This is a genomic window from Roseibium sp. ROS1 (assembly GCF_054658215.1).
Genome location: NZ_BAAGIG010000001.1, coordinates 1,516,577 through 1,537,059, shown reverse-complemented (window position 1 = coordinate 1,537,059; position 20,483 = coordinate 1,516,577). Strand labels below are relative to the sequence as shown.

At 59.7% G+C, this 20,483-nt stretch carries 18 protein-coding genes; 2 read left to right on the top strand and 16 right to left on the bottom strand.

Features of this window, described 5'->3' with window-relative positions; genetic code table 11:
• Window positions 1-3: 3 nt before the first annotated feature.
• The 5 genes from ACYQ6M_RS06995 to ACYQ6M_RS06975 all read right to left on the bottom strand — a co-directional run bounded on the left by ACYQ6M_RS06995 (window position 4) and on the right by ACYQ6M_RS06975 (window position 3,385).
• Window positions 4-1,146, bottom strand: a complete 1,143-nt coding sequence (locus ACYQ6M_RS06995; protein WP_460072915.1) for an FAD-dependent oxidoreductase — start codon at window positions 1,144-1,146, stop codon at window positions 4-6.
• A 136-nt stretch (window positions 1,147-1,282) separates the two neighbouring features.
• The gene (locus ACYQ6M_RS06990; RefSeq protein ID WP_023000917.1) at window positions 1,283-1,705 is read right to left on the bottom strand and encodes a (R)-mandelonitrile lyase; all 423 of its coding nucleotides are present in this window, start codon (window positions 1,703-1,705) and stop codon (window positions 1,283-1,285) included.
• Between the two features lie 75 nt (window positions 1,706-1,780).
• Entirely contained in the window at window positions 1,781-2,701 is a 921-nt protein-coding gene (locus tag ACYQ6M_RS06985) for a DMT family transporter (protein ID WP_460072913.1), read from the bottom strand.
• A 10-nt stretch (window positions 2,702-2,711) separates the two neighbouring features.
• Window positions 2,712-3,056, bottom strand: coding sequence for an antibiotic biosynthesis monooxygenase family protein (locus tag ACYQ6M_RS06980; RefSeq protein ID WP_209169503.1), 345 nt, complete (start codon window positions 3,054-3,056; stop codon window positions 2,712-2,714).
• Complete coding sequence (locus ACYQ6M_RS06975; RefSeq protein ID WP_055656646.1) at window positions 3,053-3,385, bottom strand: NIPSNAP family protein; 333 nt, start codon at window positions 3,383-3,385, stop codon at window positions 3,053-3,055. Before ACYQ6M_RS06975 ends, ACYQ6M_RS06980 begins: the two co-directional genes overlap by 4 nt.
• Window positions 3,386-3,478: 93 nt before the next feature.
• Between ACYQ6M_RS06975 and ACYQ6M_RS06970 the strand changes: the two genes are divergently transcribed.
• A complete protein-coding gene (locus ACYQ6M_RS06970) occupies window positions 3,479-4,168 on the top strand; it encodes an ArsR/SmtB family transcription factor (RefSeq protein ID WP_460072910.1) in 690 nt (229 codons plus the stop codon).
• A 153-nt stretch (window positions 4,169-4,321) separates the two neighbouring features.
• Here the strand turns inward: ACYQ6M_RS06970 and ACYQ6M_RS06965 are convergent, their stop codons facing one another.
• From ACYQ6M_RS06965 to ACYQ6M_RS06920, 10 genes are all read right to left on the bottom strand, one after another.
• Window positions 4,322-4,465: a hypothetical protein gene (locus ACYQ6M_RS06965; protein ID WP_156912470.1), complete on the bottom strand. Its 144-nt coding sequence runs from the start codon at window positions 4,463-4,465 to the stop codon at window positions 4,322-4,324.
• A 222-nt stretch (window positions 4,466-4,687) separates the two neighbouring features.
• Window positions 4,688-8,416, bottom strand: coding sequence for a methionine synthase (gene metH / locus ACYQ6M_RS06960; RefSeq protein WP_228872563.1), 3,729 nt, complete (start codon window positions 8,414-8,416; stop codon window positions 4,688-4,690).
• Between the two features lie 77 nt (window positions 8,417-8,493).
• Window positions 8,494-8,778 carry a hypothetical protein gene (locus ACYQ6M_RS06955; RefSeq protein ID WP_077292563.1) on the bottom strand — a complete coding sequence of 95 codons (285 nt, stop codon included), beginning with the start codon at window positions 8,776-8,778 and terminating at the stop codon, window positions 8,494-8,496.
• 184 nt (window positions 8,779-8,962) lie between these two features.
• Window positions 8,963-9,877, bottom strand: a complete 915-nt coding sequence (gene metF, locus ACYQ6M_RS06950) for a methylenetetrahydrofolate reductase [NAD(P)H] (protein WP_460072907.1) — start codon at window positions 9,875-9,877, stop codon at window positions 8,963-8,965.
• A 1-nt stretch (window position 9,878) separates the two neighbouring features.
• Window positions 9,879-10,889: an ArsR/SmtB family transcription factor gene (locus ACYQ6M_RS06945; protein ID WP_031269253.1), complete on the bottom strand. Its 1,011-nt coding sequence runs from the start codon at window positions 10,887-10,889 to the stop codon at window positions 9,879-9,881.
• 312 nt (window positions 10,890-11,201) lie between these two features.
• On the bottom strand, window positions 11,202-11,957 hold the full coding sequence (locus ACYQ6M_RS06940; protein ID WP_460072904.1) for an amino acid ABC transporter ATP-binding protein: 756 nt from the start codon (window positions 11,955-11,957) through the stop codon (window positions 11,202-11,204).
• Window positions 11,954-12,634, bottom strand: a complete 681-nt coding sequence (locus tag ACYQ6M_RS06935; protein ID WP_031269252.1) for an amino acid ABC transporter permease — start codon at window positions 12,632-12,634, stop codon at window positions 11,954-11,956. Before ACYQ6M_RS06935 ends, ACYQ6M_RS06940 begins: the two co-directional genes overlap by 4 nt.
• Window positions 12,635-12,733: 99 nt before the next feature.
• On the bottom strand, window positions 12,734-13,507 hold the full coding sequence (locus ACYQ6M_RS06930; protein WP_062488397.1) for an amino acid ABC transporter substrate-binding protein: 774 nt from the start codon (window positions 13,505-13,507) through the stop codon (window positions 12,734-12,736).
• A 466-nt stretch (window positions 13,508-13,973) separates the two neighbouring features.
• Entirely contained in the window at window positions 13,974-14,849 is an 876-nt protein-coding gene (locus tag ACYQ6M_RS06925) for a hypothetical protein (protein WP_460072902.1), read from the bottom strand.
• Window positions 14,850-15,030: 181 nt separating this feature from the next.
• Window positions 15,031-15,597 carry a hypothetical protein gene (locus ACYQ6M_RS06920; protein WP_460072900.1) on the bottom strand — a complete coding sequence of 189 codons (567 nt, stop codon included), beginning with the start codon at window positions 15,595-15,597 and terminating at the stop codon, window positions 15,031-15,033.
• 434 nt (window positions 15,598-16,031) lie between these two features.
• On the opposite strand from ACYQ6M_RS06920, the gene ACYQ6M_RS06915 reads away from it, so the two are divergent.
• Entirely contained in the window at window positions 16,032-17,915 is a 1,884-nt protein-coding gene (locus tag ACYQ6M_RS06915; RefSeq protein WP_460072898.1) for a caspase family protein, read from the top strand.
• A 117-nt stretch (window positions 17,916-18,032) separates the two neighbouring features.
• Here the strand turns inward: ACYQ6M_RS06915 and ACYQ6M_RS06910 are convergent, their stop codons facing one another.
• Window positions 18,033-20,450, bottom strand: coding sequence for a mechanosensitive ion channel domain-containing protein (locus ACYQ6M_RS06910; RefSeq protein WP_460072896.1), 2,418 nt, complete (start codon window positions 20,448-20,450; stop codon window positions 18,033-18,035).
• Between the last annotated feature and the right edge of the window lie 33 nt (window positions 20,451-20,483).

Sequence of the window (20,483 nt, the reverse complement as noted above, 5' to 3'; positions counted from 1 at the left end):
GGATCAAATACCGCGTGGCACAAGCGTTCCCGATATCAGATGCGACAGCACCGATGGAACGGGGGGGATCCGGCTGACAGGAAACAGCACATTGTCGCGCAAAAAGGGCAGCAACCTGCTGTCACTTTGATAGGCCGGCGTGAACATCGCACTGAACGCCTGATAGACACCGACATGCCAACGTCTGGCCTTGCCGTAGGCAGGGAGAGCCTGGTGAAGTGGCAGGGTCTCCAAAGATTTTGCCAGGGCGGCAGCGTCCAGCAGAGCCATGTTCGCGCCCTGCCCGAGCTGCGGGCTCGCCCGGTGGGCGGCATCACCGACAAAGGCAATCCTGTCACCCCAGGGCTGGCGCAAGGTGCCATGGCTGTAGCGCGCCATGGTCATTTGCTCCTGATCCGTGATCTGCTCCAGAAAGGGTCCGGCATCGGGCCAGATCGACAGCGCCGTGTCCTTCCAGGCTGCCAGCCCGCCCTTGAGCCAGTCTTCATAAGCGTCGTGGCGAAGTGACCAGAAGAACGCGGCCTTCCGCCGGTCCTGTCCCGGCATGAGACCGACAGGCAACACACCAATCATGTGGTCTGCACCGCGATAGCGCTGGGACAGATGATCCTCGGGCAGACCGCCGGAAACCCAGTCGACAGTTCCCCAGATCGCACCGAACGACAGTGCGCGTGCTTTCAGCGGCGACAGAACCGAATTTGCGCCCGACGCATCGACGATCAGGTCGAAGGCCTCGGAAAAGCTGCCATCGGCGAAACGCAGTTTCCCGTCCTGGTGACCGGTGATCCGGCAATCCGTGTGCCAGTAAAGCGCACGGGTCAGCACCTTTTCATAAAGCGCGGAAAACAGCGCGGCCCGGTGGATACCAAGCCCCGGGACTGCGCCATAGTCCACGTCAAGAACCCGTCTGCCGGTTTGCGATGACCTGCCAAGCACACGCTTGATCGGCGTTGCGTGCTTCTGCACTACATCCGCGACACCAGCCAGTTCCAGGACTTCAAGCCCGACAGGCTGGATCATCAAGCCCGAACCGATGGGAACCGGTTTGCGGAATTGTTCAAACAGGGAAATCCGGTGGCCCAGACGCTCCAGAAGAATGGCTGTGGCCAGTCCTCCGATCCCGGCCCCGACAATGGCAATGTTCATCGGGCAATCACTTCATGAATGGATGGGTCCTTTTGACCAGAGTCTGCCAGCAAGCACAATATGCTCCGGCACCCGTGCCGCGGATGAACGCAAGGCGTTCGCCGAGAGGAGCCGGGGCAACTTCGGCACCGGGTGCTCAACGCCTTGCCTGAAGGCCACCGGCGTAAGTGGCCTCATCGACCGGTTCGAGCCACTCCGCCGTCGCACCGTCCTGTTCTTCCTGTATGGCCAGATGGACAAGAGACGTGTTCGGTCCGGCGCCATGCCAATGTTTGACGCCAGGCGGGATCCAGATGACATCACCTGGCAGTATCGACAGTTTCTCCTGCCCCCACAGATGCACAAAACCTGCCCCTTCCAGTATCTGAAGGGTCTGCCCAAGCGGATGGGTATGCCAGTGAGTACGTGCTCCCGGTTCGAACGTCACCCGCAATGCGCGCACTCGCGCTGGCGCGGGCGCCTCGATCACCGGGTCCTGCCAGACCGTTCCAGTGAAATAATCCGGATTTGCACGTCGCGATGGCCTGGAACCGGCCTCGAATACGGTCAGGACACTCATGGACACCTCCTCGCAAGTCTCTGCCACCATGCGCACGGATCGGGCCGCCCAGTTTCCTGCCGGCCGAATGCCCTCTTACTTGGCGGCAGATACTGGAGCCGAAACGTCTTGACGCTTCACCGCACGTGGCCAGTTGATCAGAACAACACCGAAAATGGCAAGGCAAATTCCGGCAAAGGTCTCCAGATCCAGCGTCTCCGACAGGAACACGACACCGAGAAAGACACCTACGCCTGAGCGCAGATAGGCCTGACTGGCCGTTCCCATTGCCCCAAGGGTCGACAGCAGACGGAAATAGATCAGAAATGCCAGCGCGGTGCACGCGAGCGAGAGCGTCAGCGCAGCAACGATGCCTGTCGTATCCGGCGTCAACTGCCAGGGCTGGTCGACGATGAGGCTTGCCGGGACCAGCACAACCGATGCGCAGATGAGCGTTCCCGCAGCCGGCACTATGGGCGGCAATCCCGCAAAGACACGGCCGCGCAGGGCCGCGATGCCATAGAGCGCAGCCCCGAATAGGACGACAAGCTGCGGCACAAGGTTCCTGCCGATATCCTCAAGCGCACCGACACCGACGATCAGCACGATACCGGCAAAGCCGAACAAGGCGCCGGTGAGTTGCCGTGCACCTGGCCTTTCGCCATGGTTCAGCAGCAGGAACGAAAAGGCGAAGACCCAGAGCGGCGAGGTTGAATTCAGAACGCTGGAGACAGCCGTCCCGGCATATTGCTGGCCCCAGGCCAGCATCAGCCAGGGTCCTGTGCTGTTGACCAGGGACTGGATGAAGAACTGCTTCCAGTTTTGCCTGTCCAGCGGCATGCGAATGCCCCTTGCAGCCATGATGGCCAGCAGCGCCAGCGCAGCAAGAGACACACGGATGGCAATCAGCGTCGCAGGCGGAAACGATGGCAGCGCCAGGCTGATCCACATGTAGGATGAGCCCCACAGCAGGGCGAGCACGCCCAAAAGCGCCAGTTCGATGGATCTGTTTTGCATGGCTGCCGGCTTAACCGTTCACGTCGCGGCTGTCGGCGGGAGCCTCGTCGCGCTCGTCCATGCCATAGTCGCGCAGCACCTGCGCCACCCGCAAACGGTAATCGTTGAAATAGCTGTTCCGTCCGGCACGCTGCGCCTTGCGATGCTGCGTGAGCTGCCGCCATTCATTCAGCGCGGCTTCGTCGCGAAAGAAGGAGACCGACAGTAATTTCTCCGGATTGGTGAGGCTCTGGAATCGCTCGACGGACAGGAACCCGTCGATCTGTTCGACCAGGGGCTTCATCTCGGCAGCCATGTCGAGATAAGCCTGTTTCTTGTCCGCATGCGGGATCACTTCGAAGATGACGGCAATCATTTGAGTTTCTCTCCCATGCCATGCGGTGCAGAGGCCAGTTTCAGAAACGTGCGGTCTTCCCGCAAGATGAATTTTTCCTTCATGGCAAAAGCATAGTTCTCCTGCCCCAACGGGTCCGCGGCAAGCCGTGCCCGGTAGGCTTCATACGCCGCAAGGTTCTCGATGGAATAAACACCGTAAGCCAGCGTCGTCGAGCCTTCGTGGGGTGCGAAATAGCCGATCAGATCCGCACCGCAACGCGGGATCGCCTGCCCCCAGTTTCGCGCGTATTGCTCAAAGGCGGCTTTCTTCGTCGGGTCGATGTGATAGCGGATGAAACAGGTAATCACCAAGGTCTCCTTCAAGGCTGTGTCGATTGCACTTGTGTGCCACGGTCCATGTCTGCAATGCTTCGACACAGATCGAACCATGGAGGAGATCCCATGAAGGATGGACCGGACATTGCCCGCATCGGCGCCTTGATGGGTGACCCGGCCCGCGCCAACATCCTGAGCGCGCTGTTAAGCGGCAAGGCCCTGACGGCGACGGAACTGGCAACCGAAGCCGGCATCACCGGCCAGACTGCCAGCTCGCACCTGAAGAAACTGATGGAAGGCGGCTTGCTGACCCAGGCCAAGCAGGGCCGGCATCGCTATTTCACGCTCGCGGGCCCGGAGGTTGGAGCCGTGCTGGAAGCCGTGATGGGCCTTGCCGCCCGCAAGGGCCACCTGCGCACGCGCACCGGCCCCAGAGACCCGCAGATGCGGGCCGCCCGTGTGTGCTACGACCATCTGGCCGGCGATATGGCGGTGCGTATTTTCGACAGCCTGCAGAAGCGCGGGTTCCTTGCCGTCTCGACGGACAAGGGCGGCCTCGCCCTGACCGCAGATGGCGAAGGTTTCGTCTCAGGCATCGGCATTGACCTGGGTGCCCTCTCAGCAAGCCGTCGCCCGATGTGCCGTGCCTGCCTGGACTGGAGCGAAAGGCGCAACCATCTGGCGGGAGGTCTGGGGGCCGCTCTTCTCACGCGCTTCACCGAAAGCGGCTGGCTGCGCCGCGAACCGGCGGGACGCATCGTTCATATTTCGCCGAAAGGTGAAGCGGAACTGAAGAAACTGTTTCCGGTGGCCTGAGCAACACCCCCGCCCCTTTTCTGCTCATCCACAGATAACAAAAAACCCGGCCGAAGCCGGGCTTTGTAAGGAAGTGGGCAGACGCCAGGGGCAAACGAGGCGCCCAGTGATCTTGTTCTTGTTTCTTGGGGCCAATTTCGGGGTGGGCCCAGCTCAAAGAGACCGGATGGTCTCCTGAACCTTCGGAAGGGCTTCACGCCAGGAGCGATAAAGCCGCGCCGGCAACCACGCAAGGCGATCCCGGTTGTAATCCTGGCGATGCTGAACCAGCAAAATTCTAGCGATTTGCACAGTCATGTTTTTTTCTCCTTTGGTGTGCGCAGAACCTTTATCGGCGCTCACCTGATAGAGCATATGTTAGCGCACTGCGTGCACATTACAAGAGTGCACAGTGTGCATATTCTCAAAAATTTGTGTTATTTTCCTTACGTCATTTAATTCATTGGAGAAAATAAATGGCCTCCCGCGTGCGACACGCGGGAGGCCATCTGTTTCCAGTCGGTTCTGGTGGTGCGGACCCTACTCGGCAGCGACCATCCGGGCCGGATCGTAGTTGAGAATCGGAGCCAGCCAGCGTTCCGCGTAGGCCAGATCCCAACCTTTGCGTGCGGCGTAGTCCTCCACCTGGTCCTTCTCGATCTTGCCGACACCGAAATAATGGCTGTCGGCATGACCGAAATAGAGCCCGGAAACGGAAGACCCCGGCAACATGGCCCTGCTCTCTGTCAGCTGAATGCCTGTCAGGCGTTCCGCATCGAGCAGCCGGAACAGGGTATCCTTTTCCGTATGGTCCGGCTGGGCCGGGTAGCCCGGTGCCGGACGAATGCCCTGATATTTTTCCGAGATGATATCGTCGATGGACAGGTCTTCGGCGGCGGCGTAGCCCCAAATGTCCTTGCGTACGATCTGGTGCAGCTTCTCGGCAAAGGCTTCCGCCAGCCGGTCTGCCAGGGCCTGGGAGAGGATCTTGTTGTAGTCGTCCGACTCCCTGGCGTAACGCGCCGCCAGCTCGTCCTCGCCATGACCCGAGGTAACGGCAAATCCGCCAATCCAGTCGGCAATGCCGCTGGCCTCGGGCGCAACGAAATCGCTGAGGGCGATATTGGCGCGGCCACCTGCAGTCCGGCTCATCTGCTGGCGCAGCGTGTGGAAGGTCGCCAGCGTTTCGCTCCGGCTTTCATCGGTGAAGACACGCACATCGTCACCAACCGCATTGGCCGGCCACAGGCTTGCAACACCACGTGCCGTCAGCAGCTTCTTTTCAACGATTTCATCGAGCATCCGCCGGGCATCGTCGAAAAGCGCCTTGGCCGCCGGGCCGTAGCGATTGTCGGTCAGTACCGCCGGATAACGGCCCTTGATCTCCCAGGTGGAGAAGAACGGCGTCCAGTCGATGAACGGCACCAGTTCCTCCAGCGGAAAATCGTCATAGACAGTGGTGCCTGGCTTCTTCGGCGCAACCGGCTGTTTGCCCTTAAAGTCGGCCTTGAAGGCATTGTCCCGTGCGGCTTTCAGCGACGTGCGCTGCTGAGAGCCCCGGCCGGCTGCATGCTTTTCGGCAATATCGGCATATTCGGCACGCACATCGGCATAGTAAGGCGCGCGGCCACCTTCGCTCATCAGCTTGGAGGCAACACCGACAGCCCGGCCCGCATCGGTGACATAGATTGCCTGGCCGCGGGCATAGTTCGGGTGGATCTTCACCGCTGTATGGATCTTGGAGGTGGTCGCCCCGCCGATCAGCAGCGGCACATCAAGCCCTTCACGTTCCAGCTCGGCGGCAACGTGGCACATTTCGTCCAGCGACGGGGTGATCAGGCCGGACAGCCCGATCATGTCGACCTTTTCCTGACGCGCGGTATCGAGGATCTTCGCTGCCGGCACCATGACGCCGAGATCGATCACCTCGAAGTTGTTGCACTGGAGCACGACGCCGACAATGTTCTTGCCGATGTCATGCACATCGCCCTTGACCGTCGCCATCAGGATCTTGCCGGCGGAAGAATGACCTGTCTGGCCAAGCTCTTCCTTTTCCTTCTCCATGAACGGCATCAGATAGGCGACCGCCTTCTTCATGACGCGGGCAGACTTGACCACCTGCGGCAGGAACATCTGCCCGGATCCGAAGAGATCGCCGACGACGTTCATACCGTCCATCAGCGGGCCTTCGATCACGTGCAGCGGCCGGTCGAAGGCCTGGCGGGCTTCTTCGGTGTCTTCTTCCACGTAATCGGCAATGCCGTGAACGAGCGCGTGTTCCAGGCGCTTGGCAACACCCCAGGTACGCCAGGTGAGATCGGCTTCCTTTTTCTTGCCGCCCTCGCCTTTCCAGCGCTCGGCTGCTTCCAGCAACCGGTCGGTGCTGTCCTGCCGCCGATTGAGGACAACGTCCTCGCAAAGCTCGCGCAGCTCGCGATCGAGATCATTATAGACCGCAAGCTGACCGGCATTCACGATGCCCATGTCCATGCCGCGCTTGATGGCATGATAGAGGAACACCGAGTGCATCGCTTCGCGCACGGCTTCGTTGCCGCGGAACGAGAACGACAGGTTCGATACGCCGCCTGACACATGGGCGTGCGGCAGGTTCTCGCGGATCCAGCCGGTCGCCTCGATGAAGTCGACGCCGTAGTTGTTGTGTTCCTCGATGCCTGTGGCGACGGCAAAGATGTTCGGGTCGAAAATGATGTCTTCCGGCGGGAAGCCAACCTTTTCGGTCAGGATCTTGTAGGACCGCGCGCAGATCTCTGTCTTGCGCTCGAAGGTGTCGGCCTGTCCACTTTCATCAAACGCCATCACCACCACGGCAGCACCGTAACGGCGCACCAGTGTCGCGTGCTTGATGAACTCCTCTTCGCCTTCCTTCATCGAGATGGAGTTCACGACCCCCTTGCCCTGGATGCATTTGAGGCCCGCTTCGATGACCGTCCACTTGGAACTGTCGATCATCACCGGCACCTTGGCGATGTCCGGCTCGGCGGCCACCAGGTTCAGGAAGGTGACCATGGCTTCCTCGGAATCGAGCAGGCCTTCGTCCATGTTGATGTCGATGATCTGCGCGCCGTTTTCGACCTGCTGACGGGCAACTTCGAGCGCGGTTGGGTAATCACCCTCCTTGATCAGCTTGCGGAACCTGGCCGAGCCGGTCACGTTGGTCCGTTCGCCCACGTTGACGAAGTTGGTCTCCTTCGTCACCACGAACGGCTCCAGGCCCGACAGGCGCATGTGAATGTCGATGTCCGGGATCTCGCGCGGTTTCTTGTCCGCAACGGCGTCCGCAATCGCCTTGATATGCGCAGGCGTTGTACCACAGCAGCCGCCAACAACGTTGACGAGACCCGCCGAGGCGAATTCCTCGATCAGGCCGGCCATATGTTCCGGGCTCTCGTCATATTCACCGAATTCGTTCGGCAGGCCGGCGTTCGGATAGGCGCACACAAGCGTGTCGGCGACGCGGCCGAGCTCGTCCACATGTGCACGCATTTCCTTGGCGCCAAGTGCGCAGTTGAGACCGATGGTCAGCGGGCTGGTGTGACGGACGGAGTTCCAGAAGGCTTCCGGTGTCTGTCCGGAAAGCGTCCGGCCCGAAAGATCGGTGATCGTACCGGAAATCATCACCGGCAGGATCTTGCCGGTTTCTTCGAAGACCTCGTCAATGGCAAACAGCGCCGCCTTGGCGTTCAGCGTGTCGAAGATGGTCTCCACCAGGATGATATCGGCACCACCTGCAATGAGACCGCGGGTAGCTTCGGCATAGGCAATGCGCAGATCATCAAAGGAAACAGCACGGTAGCCCGGATTGTTCACATCCGGCGAGATCGACGCGGTCCGGTTGGTCGGTCCAAGCGCGCCGGCGACGAAACGCGGCCGGGACGGATCCTGTGCCGTGACCTTGTCGCAGGCTTCACGCGCGAGTTTCGCGCTTTCGAAGTTCAGCTCATAGGCCAGCTCTTCCATGCCGTAGTCGGCCTGAGCGATCGTCGTGGAGGAGAAGGTGTTGGTCTCGACAATGTCGGCACCGGCTTCCAGATAATCGACATGGATCTTCCGGATCGCGTCCGGCTGGGTCAGGCTCAGCAGATCGTTGTTGCCCTTGATGTCGCTCGGCCAGTCCTTGAAGCGGTCACCGCGGTAGGCCGCTTCATCCAGTTTCAGAAGCTGGATTTCCGTGCCCATGGCACCGTCAAGGACGAGAATACGGGTCTTGGCGAGGTCACGGAGGCGCTCGAAGGCGTCTGACTTGATCACGGGGTTTCCTTCCGGAAATTTCTGTTGGTTTGGCCGGCGGAAGCCGGCGTGATTTAACTGTGCAACCGGACTGCGTGTCAGCTGTCCCGGTCGGTATCGTTGTAAGAAGCGTCCCAGAACTTGGTGCGGCTGTGAACGTCGTCTTCGGTCGGGTGCCAGTCTTCGCCGCGTGCCTCATAAACGGCCAGGAGCCCGAGAATTTCGAGGGCCGAATGCCCGCGGAACTCGTGGTCCTTGTCGGTGGCGACGATCAGACGATTGTTGTCCGCGCCCATGTCGACGACATGAAGCTCGAAGCCCTTCTCGCGCAACACCGCATAGGCGGTCGATTCAATGGCATCGGCAGTGCTTAACTTGATCATCTCGCTCCGCTTCCCGCTTGGTTTCCGGCCGTTCCTGTCCTGAATGACAGCAGCGTGTCCCGGCTGCGCCGATACCCCCAACCCTGCCCCACCCAGGTAAGGGTAAGGGGCCAAGAGGGGGCATCCGCTCTAAATCCAAAACAACTGGCTCGTTTCTGCGCCCGGCCCGGCCGCCTCGCCTCCCTCAGGCCGCCAGGGTTTCCTTGGTTTCCGGCTGCCCCATGCCAAGCATGTGGCAGATGGCAAAGGTCAGGTCGGCCCGGTTCATGGTGTAGAAATGGAAGTCGTTGATGCCGCGGTCGACCAGGTCCATCACCTGTTCGCAGGCAACCGAAACGCCAACCAGCTTCCGGGTTTCCGGATCGTTGGTCAGGCCGGCAAAACGCCGAGCCAGCCACTGCGGAATGGAGGTGCCGCACTTGGCGGAGAACACCATCGTCTGTTCGAAATTGTGGATCGGCAGAATGCCCGGGATCACCGGAATATTGATGCCGGCGGCCGCAATCCGGTCGAGGTAATCATCGAACAGGTCATTGTCGAAGAAGTACTGGGTAATGATCCGGTCCGCACCGGCGTCGACCTTGCGCTTCAGATTGTCGATCTCTTTCTGCCAATTGCCGCTTTCCGGATGCCTTTCCGGATAGCCGGAGACGGAAATATCGAAATTGGCGATCTTCTTGACGCCTTCAACCAGGTCGGTCGCATAGGCATAGCCCTCCGGATGCGGCACGTAACGCGAGCCGATGCCGTCGAGCGGGTCACCGCGCAGCGCCACCAGATGACGCACGCCCAGATCCCAGTAGTCCTTGACGATCGCATCGATTTCGCTGCGCGCCGCACCGACACAGGTCAGGTGTGCCGCCGGTGCAAGGTCGGTTTCCTTCAGGATCCGCTCGACAGTGCGATGCGTGCGCTCGCGGGTGGAACCGCCGGCACCATAGGTCACGGAAACAAAGGACGGGCTGAGCGGCGCCAGCCGCTGAACCGTCTGCCACAGCGTCTCCGCCATCTTGTCGGACTTCGGCGGGAAAAATTCGAACGAAGCCGAGATTGGCGAAGGTGCGGCCTGGTGAGACCGGCGGTTGGAACAGGTTGTCATGTTAGGCGACCTCTCGGGACGTGTCTCGGGCAGGCAGGTCGGTGACAATTCGGCGGTCACGCGCAAGCCAAAGGGTTACGGTAAGGTTGGTGTCGTTGCCGTCTCCCGGAACAAGATCGGTGACCTGTTCCAGGTCCAGTTCAAGCGCCTCAAGCCAGCGCTCCATCTGGTCATGGGCAAAGCCCAGGCGACGATGCGCGTGTTTTTCGCGCAGGAACTCCAGCTGATGCGGAGCAAAATCGATGATCAACAGGCGACCGCCGGGACGCAGCGCGCGAGCAGCCTCGTTGAGCGCCCTTGCCGGTTCCTCAAGGAAGTGCAGCACCTGGTGGATCGCCACGACATCGAAGGACCGGGGCGGCACATTCAGTGCGTAAACATCGCCATGGCGCACCTGGGCGTTTGAAAGCCCGGCCTTGGCGAGGTTCGCGCGGGCAACGGCAAGCATGTCATGCGAGGCATCGACACCAAGTGCCGTCGCATACTGGTCTGCAAACACTTCCAGCAACCGGCCGGTGCCGGTGCCAAGGTCGAGGAACGACTGGAACGGCTTGTCGCCCAGTGCCTTGCGCATCGCCTTCTCGACATCGTCTTCGGAAACATGCAGCGAACGCTCCCGGTCCCAGGTGAGCGCGCGGGCTGCAAAATATGCAGCCGCCTCGTCCGCCTTGGCCTTGCGGATCGCCCGGAACCGTTCCTGGTCCGCCGCCAGCACCGGGTCTTCCAGGGAAATGCGGGCAACAAGATCGCGTGCAAGCTGGCCTTCAGGACCATCCGCCAACCGGTAGTAGACCCAGGCCCCTTCCGGGAACCGCTGAATGAGATCCGCTTCTGCAAGCAGCTTCAGATGACGGGAGATGCGCGGCTGGCTCTGTCCGAGGATCGCCGTGGCATCCTTCACCGTCAGCTCGCTTTCCGCCAGAAGCGCAATCAGCCTCAGGCGCGTCGCCTCGCCGACAGCCCTCAGGGCGGCCAGGGTATCGTCAACGGACAGGGTCTGTTCTTCGGTCATACGCTTCGCCATCAATGTCGATATAAAGATATCTTTATATGAAATCGAAGCGCCATGCAAGAGATCAAAACAAATACGACACTGATTGGTCCGTATTCGTCGAAATTAGGCCCGCAGGAGAAAAACGAGAGCCGACCTGCGCACCACCTCGCATCCGCTGAGCGGGGCCATAAGTACAAATGGAACGAGCCACCTTAGGTCAGGTGAGCTGCCTTACGCGGTCTTGAGCCCGGGCAAGGGCAATAGCCCAGCCCTCGCGTGACACGCCGAATTGCACCACCTCCCGCATCTGAGCAATGCGGGAGTGCTGACCTAGAGCGTCTGTGCGGCGTTGATGGAGGAAACAAACCGGCGGGTGCGCTCGCGCTCGGGATGACGGAAGATCGCGTCCGCATCTCCGGTTTCCACCACCTGCCCGGCCTCCAGAAAGACGACATGATTTGCGATCTGCGATGCCAGTCGCAGGTCGTGTGTCGCCATCACCATGGTGGTCCCTTCCCGGGCAAGCTGACCGAGTACGTCGACCACCTCACCGGCCAGTTCCGGATCGAGCGCGGAAGTCGGCTCGTCGCATAGAAGCACCTTGGGCGAAGGTGCAAGAGCACGGGCAATCGCAACACGCTGCTGCTGACCGCCGGAAAGATTGGCCGGCCAGGCGTCGGTCTTGTGCGACATGCCGACCTTTTCGAGCAGATCCAATGCCCGCTGCCGGGCCTTTTCACGGGGCCATTTCTGAACCACCAGCAGGCCTTCCATCACATTCTCGATCACTGTCCTGTGCGGAAAGAGCTGAAAGTTCTGGAACACCATGCCCGTCTCGCAGCGGATCTTCTGAACCGATGCCTGCGGCACTGAAACGCCCGGCTTGAACGTGATCGTGTGTTCACCGACCTGAACGCTGCCGGAGGTCGGTATCTCCAGCAGATTGATACAGCGCAGCAAAGTGCTCTTGCCGCCGCCCGACGGGCCGACAAGCGCCGTTACGCTGCCTTCGGGAAAACGCAGCGAGATTTCGTCGAGGATAAGCGCGTCACCGAACTTTTTCTTGATATTGGCAAGCTCGATCATCTTGAGGTCTCCAGCATGCCGCCATATCGCGCAAACCGGACTTCCAGCCGCTCCTGCAGCCAGGCAAGCACGGAACTCATGGCAAGATAGATCAGGGCAGCCTCGATGTAGAGGATCAGCGGTTCATATGTGGTGGCAACGATGCGCTGCGCCGACTGGAACAGCTCCGGCACCGTGATGGCAGCGGCCAGAGACGTATCCTTGACCAGCGAAATGAAAGTATTCGACAGCGGCGGCACCGCCACGCGCCCGGCTTGCGGCAGGATCGTGCGCATCATCGCCTGGCGCCATGTCATCCCGGTGGAAAACGCGGCTTCCCACTGTCCCTTCGGCACGGAGGAAATGGCAGCCCGGATGATCTCCGACGAATAGGCACCGACATTGAGCGTAAAGCCGATCAGGGCGGCTGGAAACGCATCCAGCAAAATTCCGATACTGGGCAGACCGTAAAAGATCACGAAGAGCTGTACCAGCAGCGGCGTTCCCCGGAAGACCCAGACATAAAAGCGCGCGACCAGCACCAGCGGCAGCGGCGCGAACAGGCGTGTGACAGCCGTGGTCAGACCAAGACTGAGCCCCAGTGCGAAGGACAACAGCGTGAGCGGAATGGTGAACTTGACCCCCGCCCACAGAAGCGTCGGCAGGGAATCGATCATCAACTGAAGCCAGTGAGGCACGATAAAGCTCCAAAAAAACGCGCCAGGCGCGAACGCCCGGCGCTTTTCGTTTAGGTGAGAAGGGCCGGTCTAGATCTGCATGGACCGGCCTTCATCATGTCAGTTGGACACGTCCTGACCAAAGTACTTGTCGGAAATCGCCTGGTAGGTACCATCCGCCTTGATGTCGGCCAGCGCCGAATTCAGGGCGGCAACCAGTTCTGGGTCACCCTTGCGCACCAGAATGCCGGAATAGTCGGCATTTGCTTTCTCGGCGACAACCTTCACCGGCGCATCCGGTTTCTGCTTCTTGAAGTCCAGATAGGACAGGCTGTCGTTGATGGTCGCATCGGCGCGGCGTGTCAGCACCAGCTGGATGGATTGGTCGAACCCGTCGGTGCCGACCAGTTCCGCTCCGGCTTCTTCCGCCAGCTTGCCGAAATTGCTGGTTAAGGACTGAGCCGCTTTTTTGCCGGCGAGGTCTTCAAAGCCATTGATGTCGTCATTGCTGTCGCGAACAATCAGCACTGCCTTCGAGGCGATGTAGGGGTCGGAGAAATCGTATTTCTGCTTGCGGGCGTCGGTGATGCCGACCTGATTGATGACCACGTCGTAGCGCTTGACGTCCAGGCCGGCGATCAGACCGTCCCATTTGCCTTCGATGAACTCGGCCTTGACGCCAAGTTTTTCGGCAACGGCCTCGCCGATTTCGACATCGAAACCGACCAGTTTGCCTTCCCCGTCGTGGAAGGTGAAAGGCGCGTAGGTGCCTTCGGTGCCGATCTTCAGGACACCTGCCGATTTGATCGCATCGAGGTTGTCACCCGCCTGCGAGGGAGAAAGGGTAAGTACCTGCAGCACTGCGGCCGCGGCAATCGCTTTGAACCAGCTCATATCAATTCCTTTCCGGCATGATGAGTGAGTGGCCTTAGTGCCGGAATGTGGAAGCGATTGCAGGAGAAGAAAGAGCAAAAATGCAGAAAGAGGGAGAATATTTTGCTCTCATATCGCGGATCGGCAGCACACGACACAACACCGGCCGCAGCCTCGACCACCCTATCTGAAAGTGTCTTCGCGGCAACTGTCCGCCGCTGAAACTGGTCCCGTGACCGCTCCTATCGGTGCCGTCAGTCGCTAAAGCGGCGGAAGGTTCATGGATACGTTCTCCAGGCCGGGCTCCAAATCGGCTTCATGTGAATATTGCCCAGAAGAAGACGACGCCATCTCCTTGGGCGAGGAAGCCTCCAGCCCGCATCGTGTAGAAGCTCGATCGGAATAGTCACATGGTTGCGATCTTCGAGCGTGCCCTCCCGAACGGATCAGGTATCCGATTACCAAAGACCGAATTCGGCGGAACTCTTCAGCTTTCGGCAGGCACAGCACCTTGATCCAGCATGTGATCGAAGCGCCCCTCACGCACACAGCCCGGCAGACCTTCGCGCGGGATGATCTCGGTGCCGACAAGCTCTTTCGCGTAGAGCCTTTCGATATCGCTGGTATCGACCGTCTGCCCATGGACGACAGATGCCAGTTTGGTCCGGAAGGCTTCCACGCCGCCCATGGAGGAAAAATGCCAGCCTGCATCGGGCAGGATTTTCACCGGGCGGCTGATGCCCGACAGGTTGTTGTTGCGGATCCTGAGAAGCGGCTGGGTGACGAAACCCGGCACGTAGGGCTTTTTCGTCATCCGGGCCTTTGTCCGGCGCAGTTGCTGCGGCGTGGTCAGGTACTTCTTTTCAATCATCCGCGACCCCAGCAGCCAGGTCTTGCCGGGAACGATACGGTCTAGATGGTGTTTGTGCAGGCTCTGTTCGAACACCAGCAGCCGACCCTTGTAGAGTTTCTCGTCCAGCACCTTCTTCAGAACATCCGCCCGCACGATCTCGTCGACATCCGACAGAAGGATGACGTCGTCCGGCGCGCAGGCTTCCAGTCCCCGTGCAATGCAATTGCGCTGATAGTTCTCGCGTTCCCAGTCCGCCTTCCGGCGGTTCTTGTAGACGCCGAGTGCCGGCGGCAATTCATCGGGAAACTCGACCTGAAGATCGATGATCTTGTCGGACCAGGGCGCAAACCGTTCGCGATTTTCCGCAAAGTAGAACGGCTTTGGACCACCGCGTTGCGTCTGGTTCGCTTCCACCAGGACAAACTTGTCGACATGGTTCCCCATCTCCCGAAGGCGGATTTCCAGAAGGTCGAATTCGTTATGGAAGACAAAACAGTCGTAGAGCTTCATGCCTGGGCCCGGTTTCCTCGATCAGCGAAGGGTGGCGCATCCCGGCTGCCGGATGGCAGCTCAAGTCATGGCAAGCCTCTTCCTGGTGCCTGCCGGGACCGATATCGGATTTCAGTCAAGAGGTCCACGGACCTGGCGCACAAAAGCGAATAGATCGCCCCTCACCCCGTTGCCGATGCACCTACTTGATTGAAAAGGGCATCCGGACTTTCGCGGAATTGCCGCTGAATTCATCGTTGACGGTGAGTTCCAGTACATAGTCGCCCGCCGGAGCCCCGCTGACATTCAGGGTCAGGTTGGCCATGTATTCGGTATTGGGCACGTGGCTCTTGAAGTCGAACCGGCCAAAGCCTTTCTGCCCAGCCAGCACCTTGCCATCGGGCGACGCGAGGTCGAAGTCGACGGTCAGAAGAGATGTGAAAAGGCCATCCTGCTGTTTCCAGTCGAAGCCAACCGGCTCCAGGTAGATGCGCAGCGGCTCGTCCGCTCCGAAAGCTGCATCTTCCCGGGGTTTAAAGATGCCGAAGCCGTCGGCAGGGGCCATCACGAACAAGGCGGTTGGAATGGAAATGGTGGCTTTCGACCAAACGTCGAAGAGGGCCTCGCGCATCAAAGAGATGGCTTCCCCGCCCTTGCCGGCATCAAGCGCGGCCTCCGCTTCAGCCGCCTTGTCCTGCAAAGGCCCCGCAATGGCCTGACATGACAGGGCAACCGCAAGCGCAGTTCCCAGAAACATTGGTTTCAGCATAGTCTCCCCCTTCACATTTGCGATCCGAAAGGTGAAGCACACCATTATGGCGGTCTCGCCGCAAGTGTCAGATTCTGTCCTGCGGAACACAAGGGACAAGGCGAAATGCTCAAAATCTCATGCTAGTCGGGCAAGTTAAGCCTGTTCTAACCGGCAGAGTGCATTCGGCAGGTTTGCTTCCGTCTTTTGGTCGTTTCCAACAGGCGTACCGAAAGAAAAAGAGCCGCTGCCTTCATCCAGGCTTCAATAGCCACTCCACACACAGAAAGCTTGCTTGCTTCCACCAAGGGAAGCCGCTTAAATCCTGGTACTGGCCACTTCGTTTCCCGTTTCAGGAAATCCGGACGCCTTATTTCCGCCAGTACACATGTTTGACGAAATGATCGAAGAAGCTTTTGCCTGGGAGTGTTCAATTGTTTTTCGAGCGTGGCCTCGTGACGAGATCAATTTACCTCTTTTTCAGCGTTCTGCTTTTCACGGTTCCCGCACATGCCGAAAAGCGTGTCGCGCTAATCGTGGGGAACGCGGCCTATTCCTCGGCCAGCACGCTCGAAAACCCGGTCAACGACGCAAGGAAACTTGGTGAAGCCCTGAAAGAGCTGAATTTTGAGGTCCTGCAGCAGGAAAATCTGCAGCGTTCCTCGTTTCTGGAAACAATCCGGATGTTTTCCAAATCCCTGGAAGAAGCTGACGTCGCACTGTTTTTTTACGCCGGGCACGGAATCCAGGTTGCCGGCGAAAACTACCTAGTCCCCTCCGACGCCCATTTGCAGGAAGAAAGCGACATCAGCGCCGAGCTGATCGCCGTCAAATCGCTTCTACAACAAATGGACGGCTCGGCAAAAACCAGGATCATTCTGCTAGATGCCTGCCGTGACAATCCATTCGCACTCACCCTTGCCGGCGCCATGGGGAATAGAGCGGTTGAGGTAGGCCAGGGGCTCGCCCGGGTCGATGCCGGACCAGGCACGCTTATCGCCTACGCAACGGAGCCAGGCAATGTCGCCCTTGACGGAACAGACGGAAACAGCCCTTTTACAAAGGCATTGCTGACGCACATTTCCACCCCTGATCTGGACATTGCCCGCATGCTGCGGCGGGTGCGGACGGATGTGATTGAAACCACGGAAGGAGCCCAGATCCCCTGGGAAAATTCATCCCTGGTTCTGGATTTCACCTTCAACCCCACCGAACAGGGCAAACTGGCACTTGCGTCGAGCGAAGAAGCCTTGTGGGAAGCCGTCCGCTACGGCGACAATCCGGATGAAGTCAGGCTGTACCTGGAGCGCTATCCGGACGGGCAATTCACCGAGGACGCTTTAAAGCTGCTGAACAACGTCCTCGGACACAAGCATCCCTCGATTGCCGACAACCAGGATGCCAAGGCGCGGCAGTCAGCTTCAAGGCCGGTCAAGACATGCCTGGCCATCGAGAACGCAGATATAGGGCTCGGCGATCCCGAAGAGGCCGTGCAAGCCTGTTATGACGCAGTCGCGCTCTTTCCCAACTCCGCCCTGCTTCGGCTGCTTTACGGCAAGGTCCTCGACCGCTCGGGCAACGAAGCCGAGGCATCCCGCCAGTACCGGCAGTCGGCGGAGCTCAACAACACCGAAGCCATGGTCGAACTGGCCGTCGCCTATGAGCTCGGCAAGGGCGTCGAATGGCAGCCGGGAGAAACGCTGCGGCTTCTGGAAAAATCCGCCCGTCTGGGCAACGCCAATGCCATGAACCTGCTCGCGCATTCCTATAGCGAAGGCAACCTCGTCGACTATGACGAGGCGAAGGCGTTCGAGTGGTTCCAGAAGGCAGCCGAAGCCGGCAACCCGGAAGCCGCGTTTTATGTCGCCGGAGCTTATGACAGAGGCGAAGGAATTGAGCAGAACGATTTCAAGGCCCGCCACTGGTACCAGCGCGCGCTGGCGTCGGACGACGAAGGCCTGGCGGCAACAAACCTCGCCTGGATGTATCTCAAGGGCCGCGGCGGCGACAAGAACATCGACAGGGCCCGGGAACTGCTGGAACAGGCAGCGGCGGCTGACGACCCGATTGCGATGCGGGAACTGACCCTTCAATACCTCAACGGCACCTTCAAGAGCGACCGGAGGGAAATCGCCATCGATTGGCTCATGAAGGCAATCAAGTCCGGTGGCAGGATCGAAGCGGAGTTCTGGTTTCTGACCAAGTCCGACACTTACCCGCTCTCCTTCAACAAGGCCGTTCAACGCCGGTTGAAGGAAGCCGGAGTTTATCATGGCAAAATTGACGGCCAGATTGGCGACCAGTCCCTGCAGGCGCTCTTTCAATATGCGGATGAGTAGTAATTTTCTCGTGGGTTATATGGATTTCAAGGATGCGGGCGACGCCTTTTTCGCGCTCTGCGGATGTGACCGGATCGGTCCGCCTCAAATCAAATGATCCTTAATAGCGGCCATACCCTAAAGCCGGTCTTCCGCTCCCTCTCGGCCTTCCCCATCGGCCTCTTCGCCCAATAGTCCAGCCGCAGCAGCCCCTGCGGCGGCAGCTTCCTTGGCAGCAGGCGGCATTGCCTCTTCGTCGTTGTCGGTCCCGGCAACACGCACGGTCACCTGGCGATGTGCAAAGCGGATCCCGTTCTTTTCGAACAGATCACGCAAACCTGCATAAACGACCTTGCGAAGCTCGAACTGCTTGCCCGGTTTAGTCGTGAACTTGACGCGCGCGATCATGGCACTGTCTTCCATCGACATGATGCCCTGAGATTTCAGCGGCGCCAGGAACATGGGCCCGTAATACTCGTCCTCCAGCAGCTCCTTGCCGAAGTTCTTGATGATCTTGCGCATCTTGTCCACGTCGGTGTCGTAGGTGACGCGGAACGCAAGTTTCATCACCGCCCAGTCTCGTGAGAAATTCTCCACTTTCTGAATTTCGCCAAAGGGAACCGTCGTAAGCGCACCGCGGTGGTGCCGCAGCTGCATCGACCGGATCGAGATCTTTTCGACAACGCCCTTGGCGCTGCCGATATCGATGTATTCCCCTTTCCGGAAGGCATCGTCGATCAGATAGAAAGCTCCGGAGAAGATATCCCGGATAAGGGTCTGAGCCCCGAATCCAACTGCCAGACCGACGACACCGGCACCGGCGAACAATGGCGCGATATTTACGCCCAGCTGCGACAGGATTACCATCGTGGCGATCACCACGATCGTGATGAGCAGGAAATTGCGGAAGATCGGCAGCAAGGTGGAAATCCGGCTCTCACCGGTTCCGCCGACTTCCGCCTCTTCGTCTTTCTCGGCAGGCGCTTCCTTGGCAATTTCCCGGTCAATGACGATTTTCACGGCCTCATAGGCCATGTAGCCAAGGAACATGACCAGAAGCACCTCGACGAAGGAACCGATCAGCGAGCCGCTACCGGCAAGCGGCAGTCCCCATTTGGAAGCCAGCATGTCCAGCGAGGTGAACACGACCAGAATAGTGGCACCCCGGTCGAACAGGTCCCGGAAGGGTGAGCGTCGCGCTTCCCGCTCGGCAGCTTCCGCGCGCGCCTGGGCCAATGTGCTGGCAGCATCCTCTTCGCCGCCCTCGCCTGCTTCGGCACGTTTGATGTCCTCGGCAATCTGCTCCTGTGCGGCGGCCGTGTCCAGCCGCGGCAACAGAACCCGGTCGATGAGCAGGATCAGCAGCCCATAGGCAACCGCAGCCATCAGCAGCACTTCCAGCGGAGCACCGACCAGACCGATCGCGTCCGGCAAGTCGAGCAGAATACGCACTGCCGAAATCCCCCAGGCAAGGAAGAAATAGGCAACGGCAACAAAGTGCCAGCCGCTGGCCAGAACCCTTCGCCAGATCGGCGCTTCAGCCCCCTTCTTTCCCCGGATCAGCCGCGCAATCACCCTGCGATAGACAATCGCGATGCCGGACAGGATGACCATCGACAGCGCGGAGGCTGCAATCAATGCCAGCTTGTGAATGTCAGGCGACAGACCCAGTCGCTCCATCCAGAGGCAGAAGGCAACCGCCGCAAGGGAAATGGCGGAGCCGACCAGCAGTGTCCTGTAGAGCCCGGTCGCTTCCTGATTGGAAAGCGCCAGCAACCGGTGGCTCTCCGCGTCGGGTGCCAGCACATTCAGCCAGACAACACGGAGCGCCAGAAAAACCGCCATGGTGCCGACAACCACAAGTGCGGTCTTGTTGGATGCATCAATGCCCGTTCCGACCAGAAGAAATACCCCGGCCGCTACGGCAAAGAAGAGCCCGACACCGACGAACATCAGGATCGCCCGGGCATAAAGATAGATAATCTTGTCAGCCCGTGTCGTCGCGTCCGGCTGGTACCAGGACGCGAATTGCTGCCGGCCCCACCGGTTCACCAGAGCAGTGGCCACAAGGCCGAGAACAACGGCTATCAGAATGTCCACCAGCGTCGACGACATCCAGTTGAGACCCCGTTCGCCCCCCTGGGCGCGCAGGGTCTCCACCATCACATCCTGGATCTCGGGAATTTTCTGAACGATGGATTTGAGAACATCCCGGGCCTCGACGGCATCTTCGGTGAACTCGTCCACGGTCTGAAGAAGGTTTGCGCCTTCGCCGGCGCCGTCGGCCGGCGCCACTGCAGAGCCAGCCGCTTCCGGCTGCGCATTTCCATCTGCCGTCGCTTCAGCGGCCGGAGCCCCGGTACCGGTCTCGGTCTTGGTAGAGCCCTTTCCGGAAAACAGCCCGGGTATTCCCTGTGCCCGCGCCCCTGAGGGCAAACCACCCAGACACAGAAAGAGTGCAAGCAGACCTGACAGAAGAAGGAACGCCTTGCCTGGCCTCTTGCGGCCGCCATCGGCAAGACAGGATCGGCGATAGGTTGGATGTGAAAAGCGCATGTCAGCCCCAGGACGAGTCGCGAAAAGGATCCC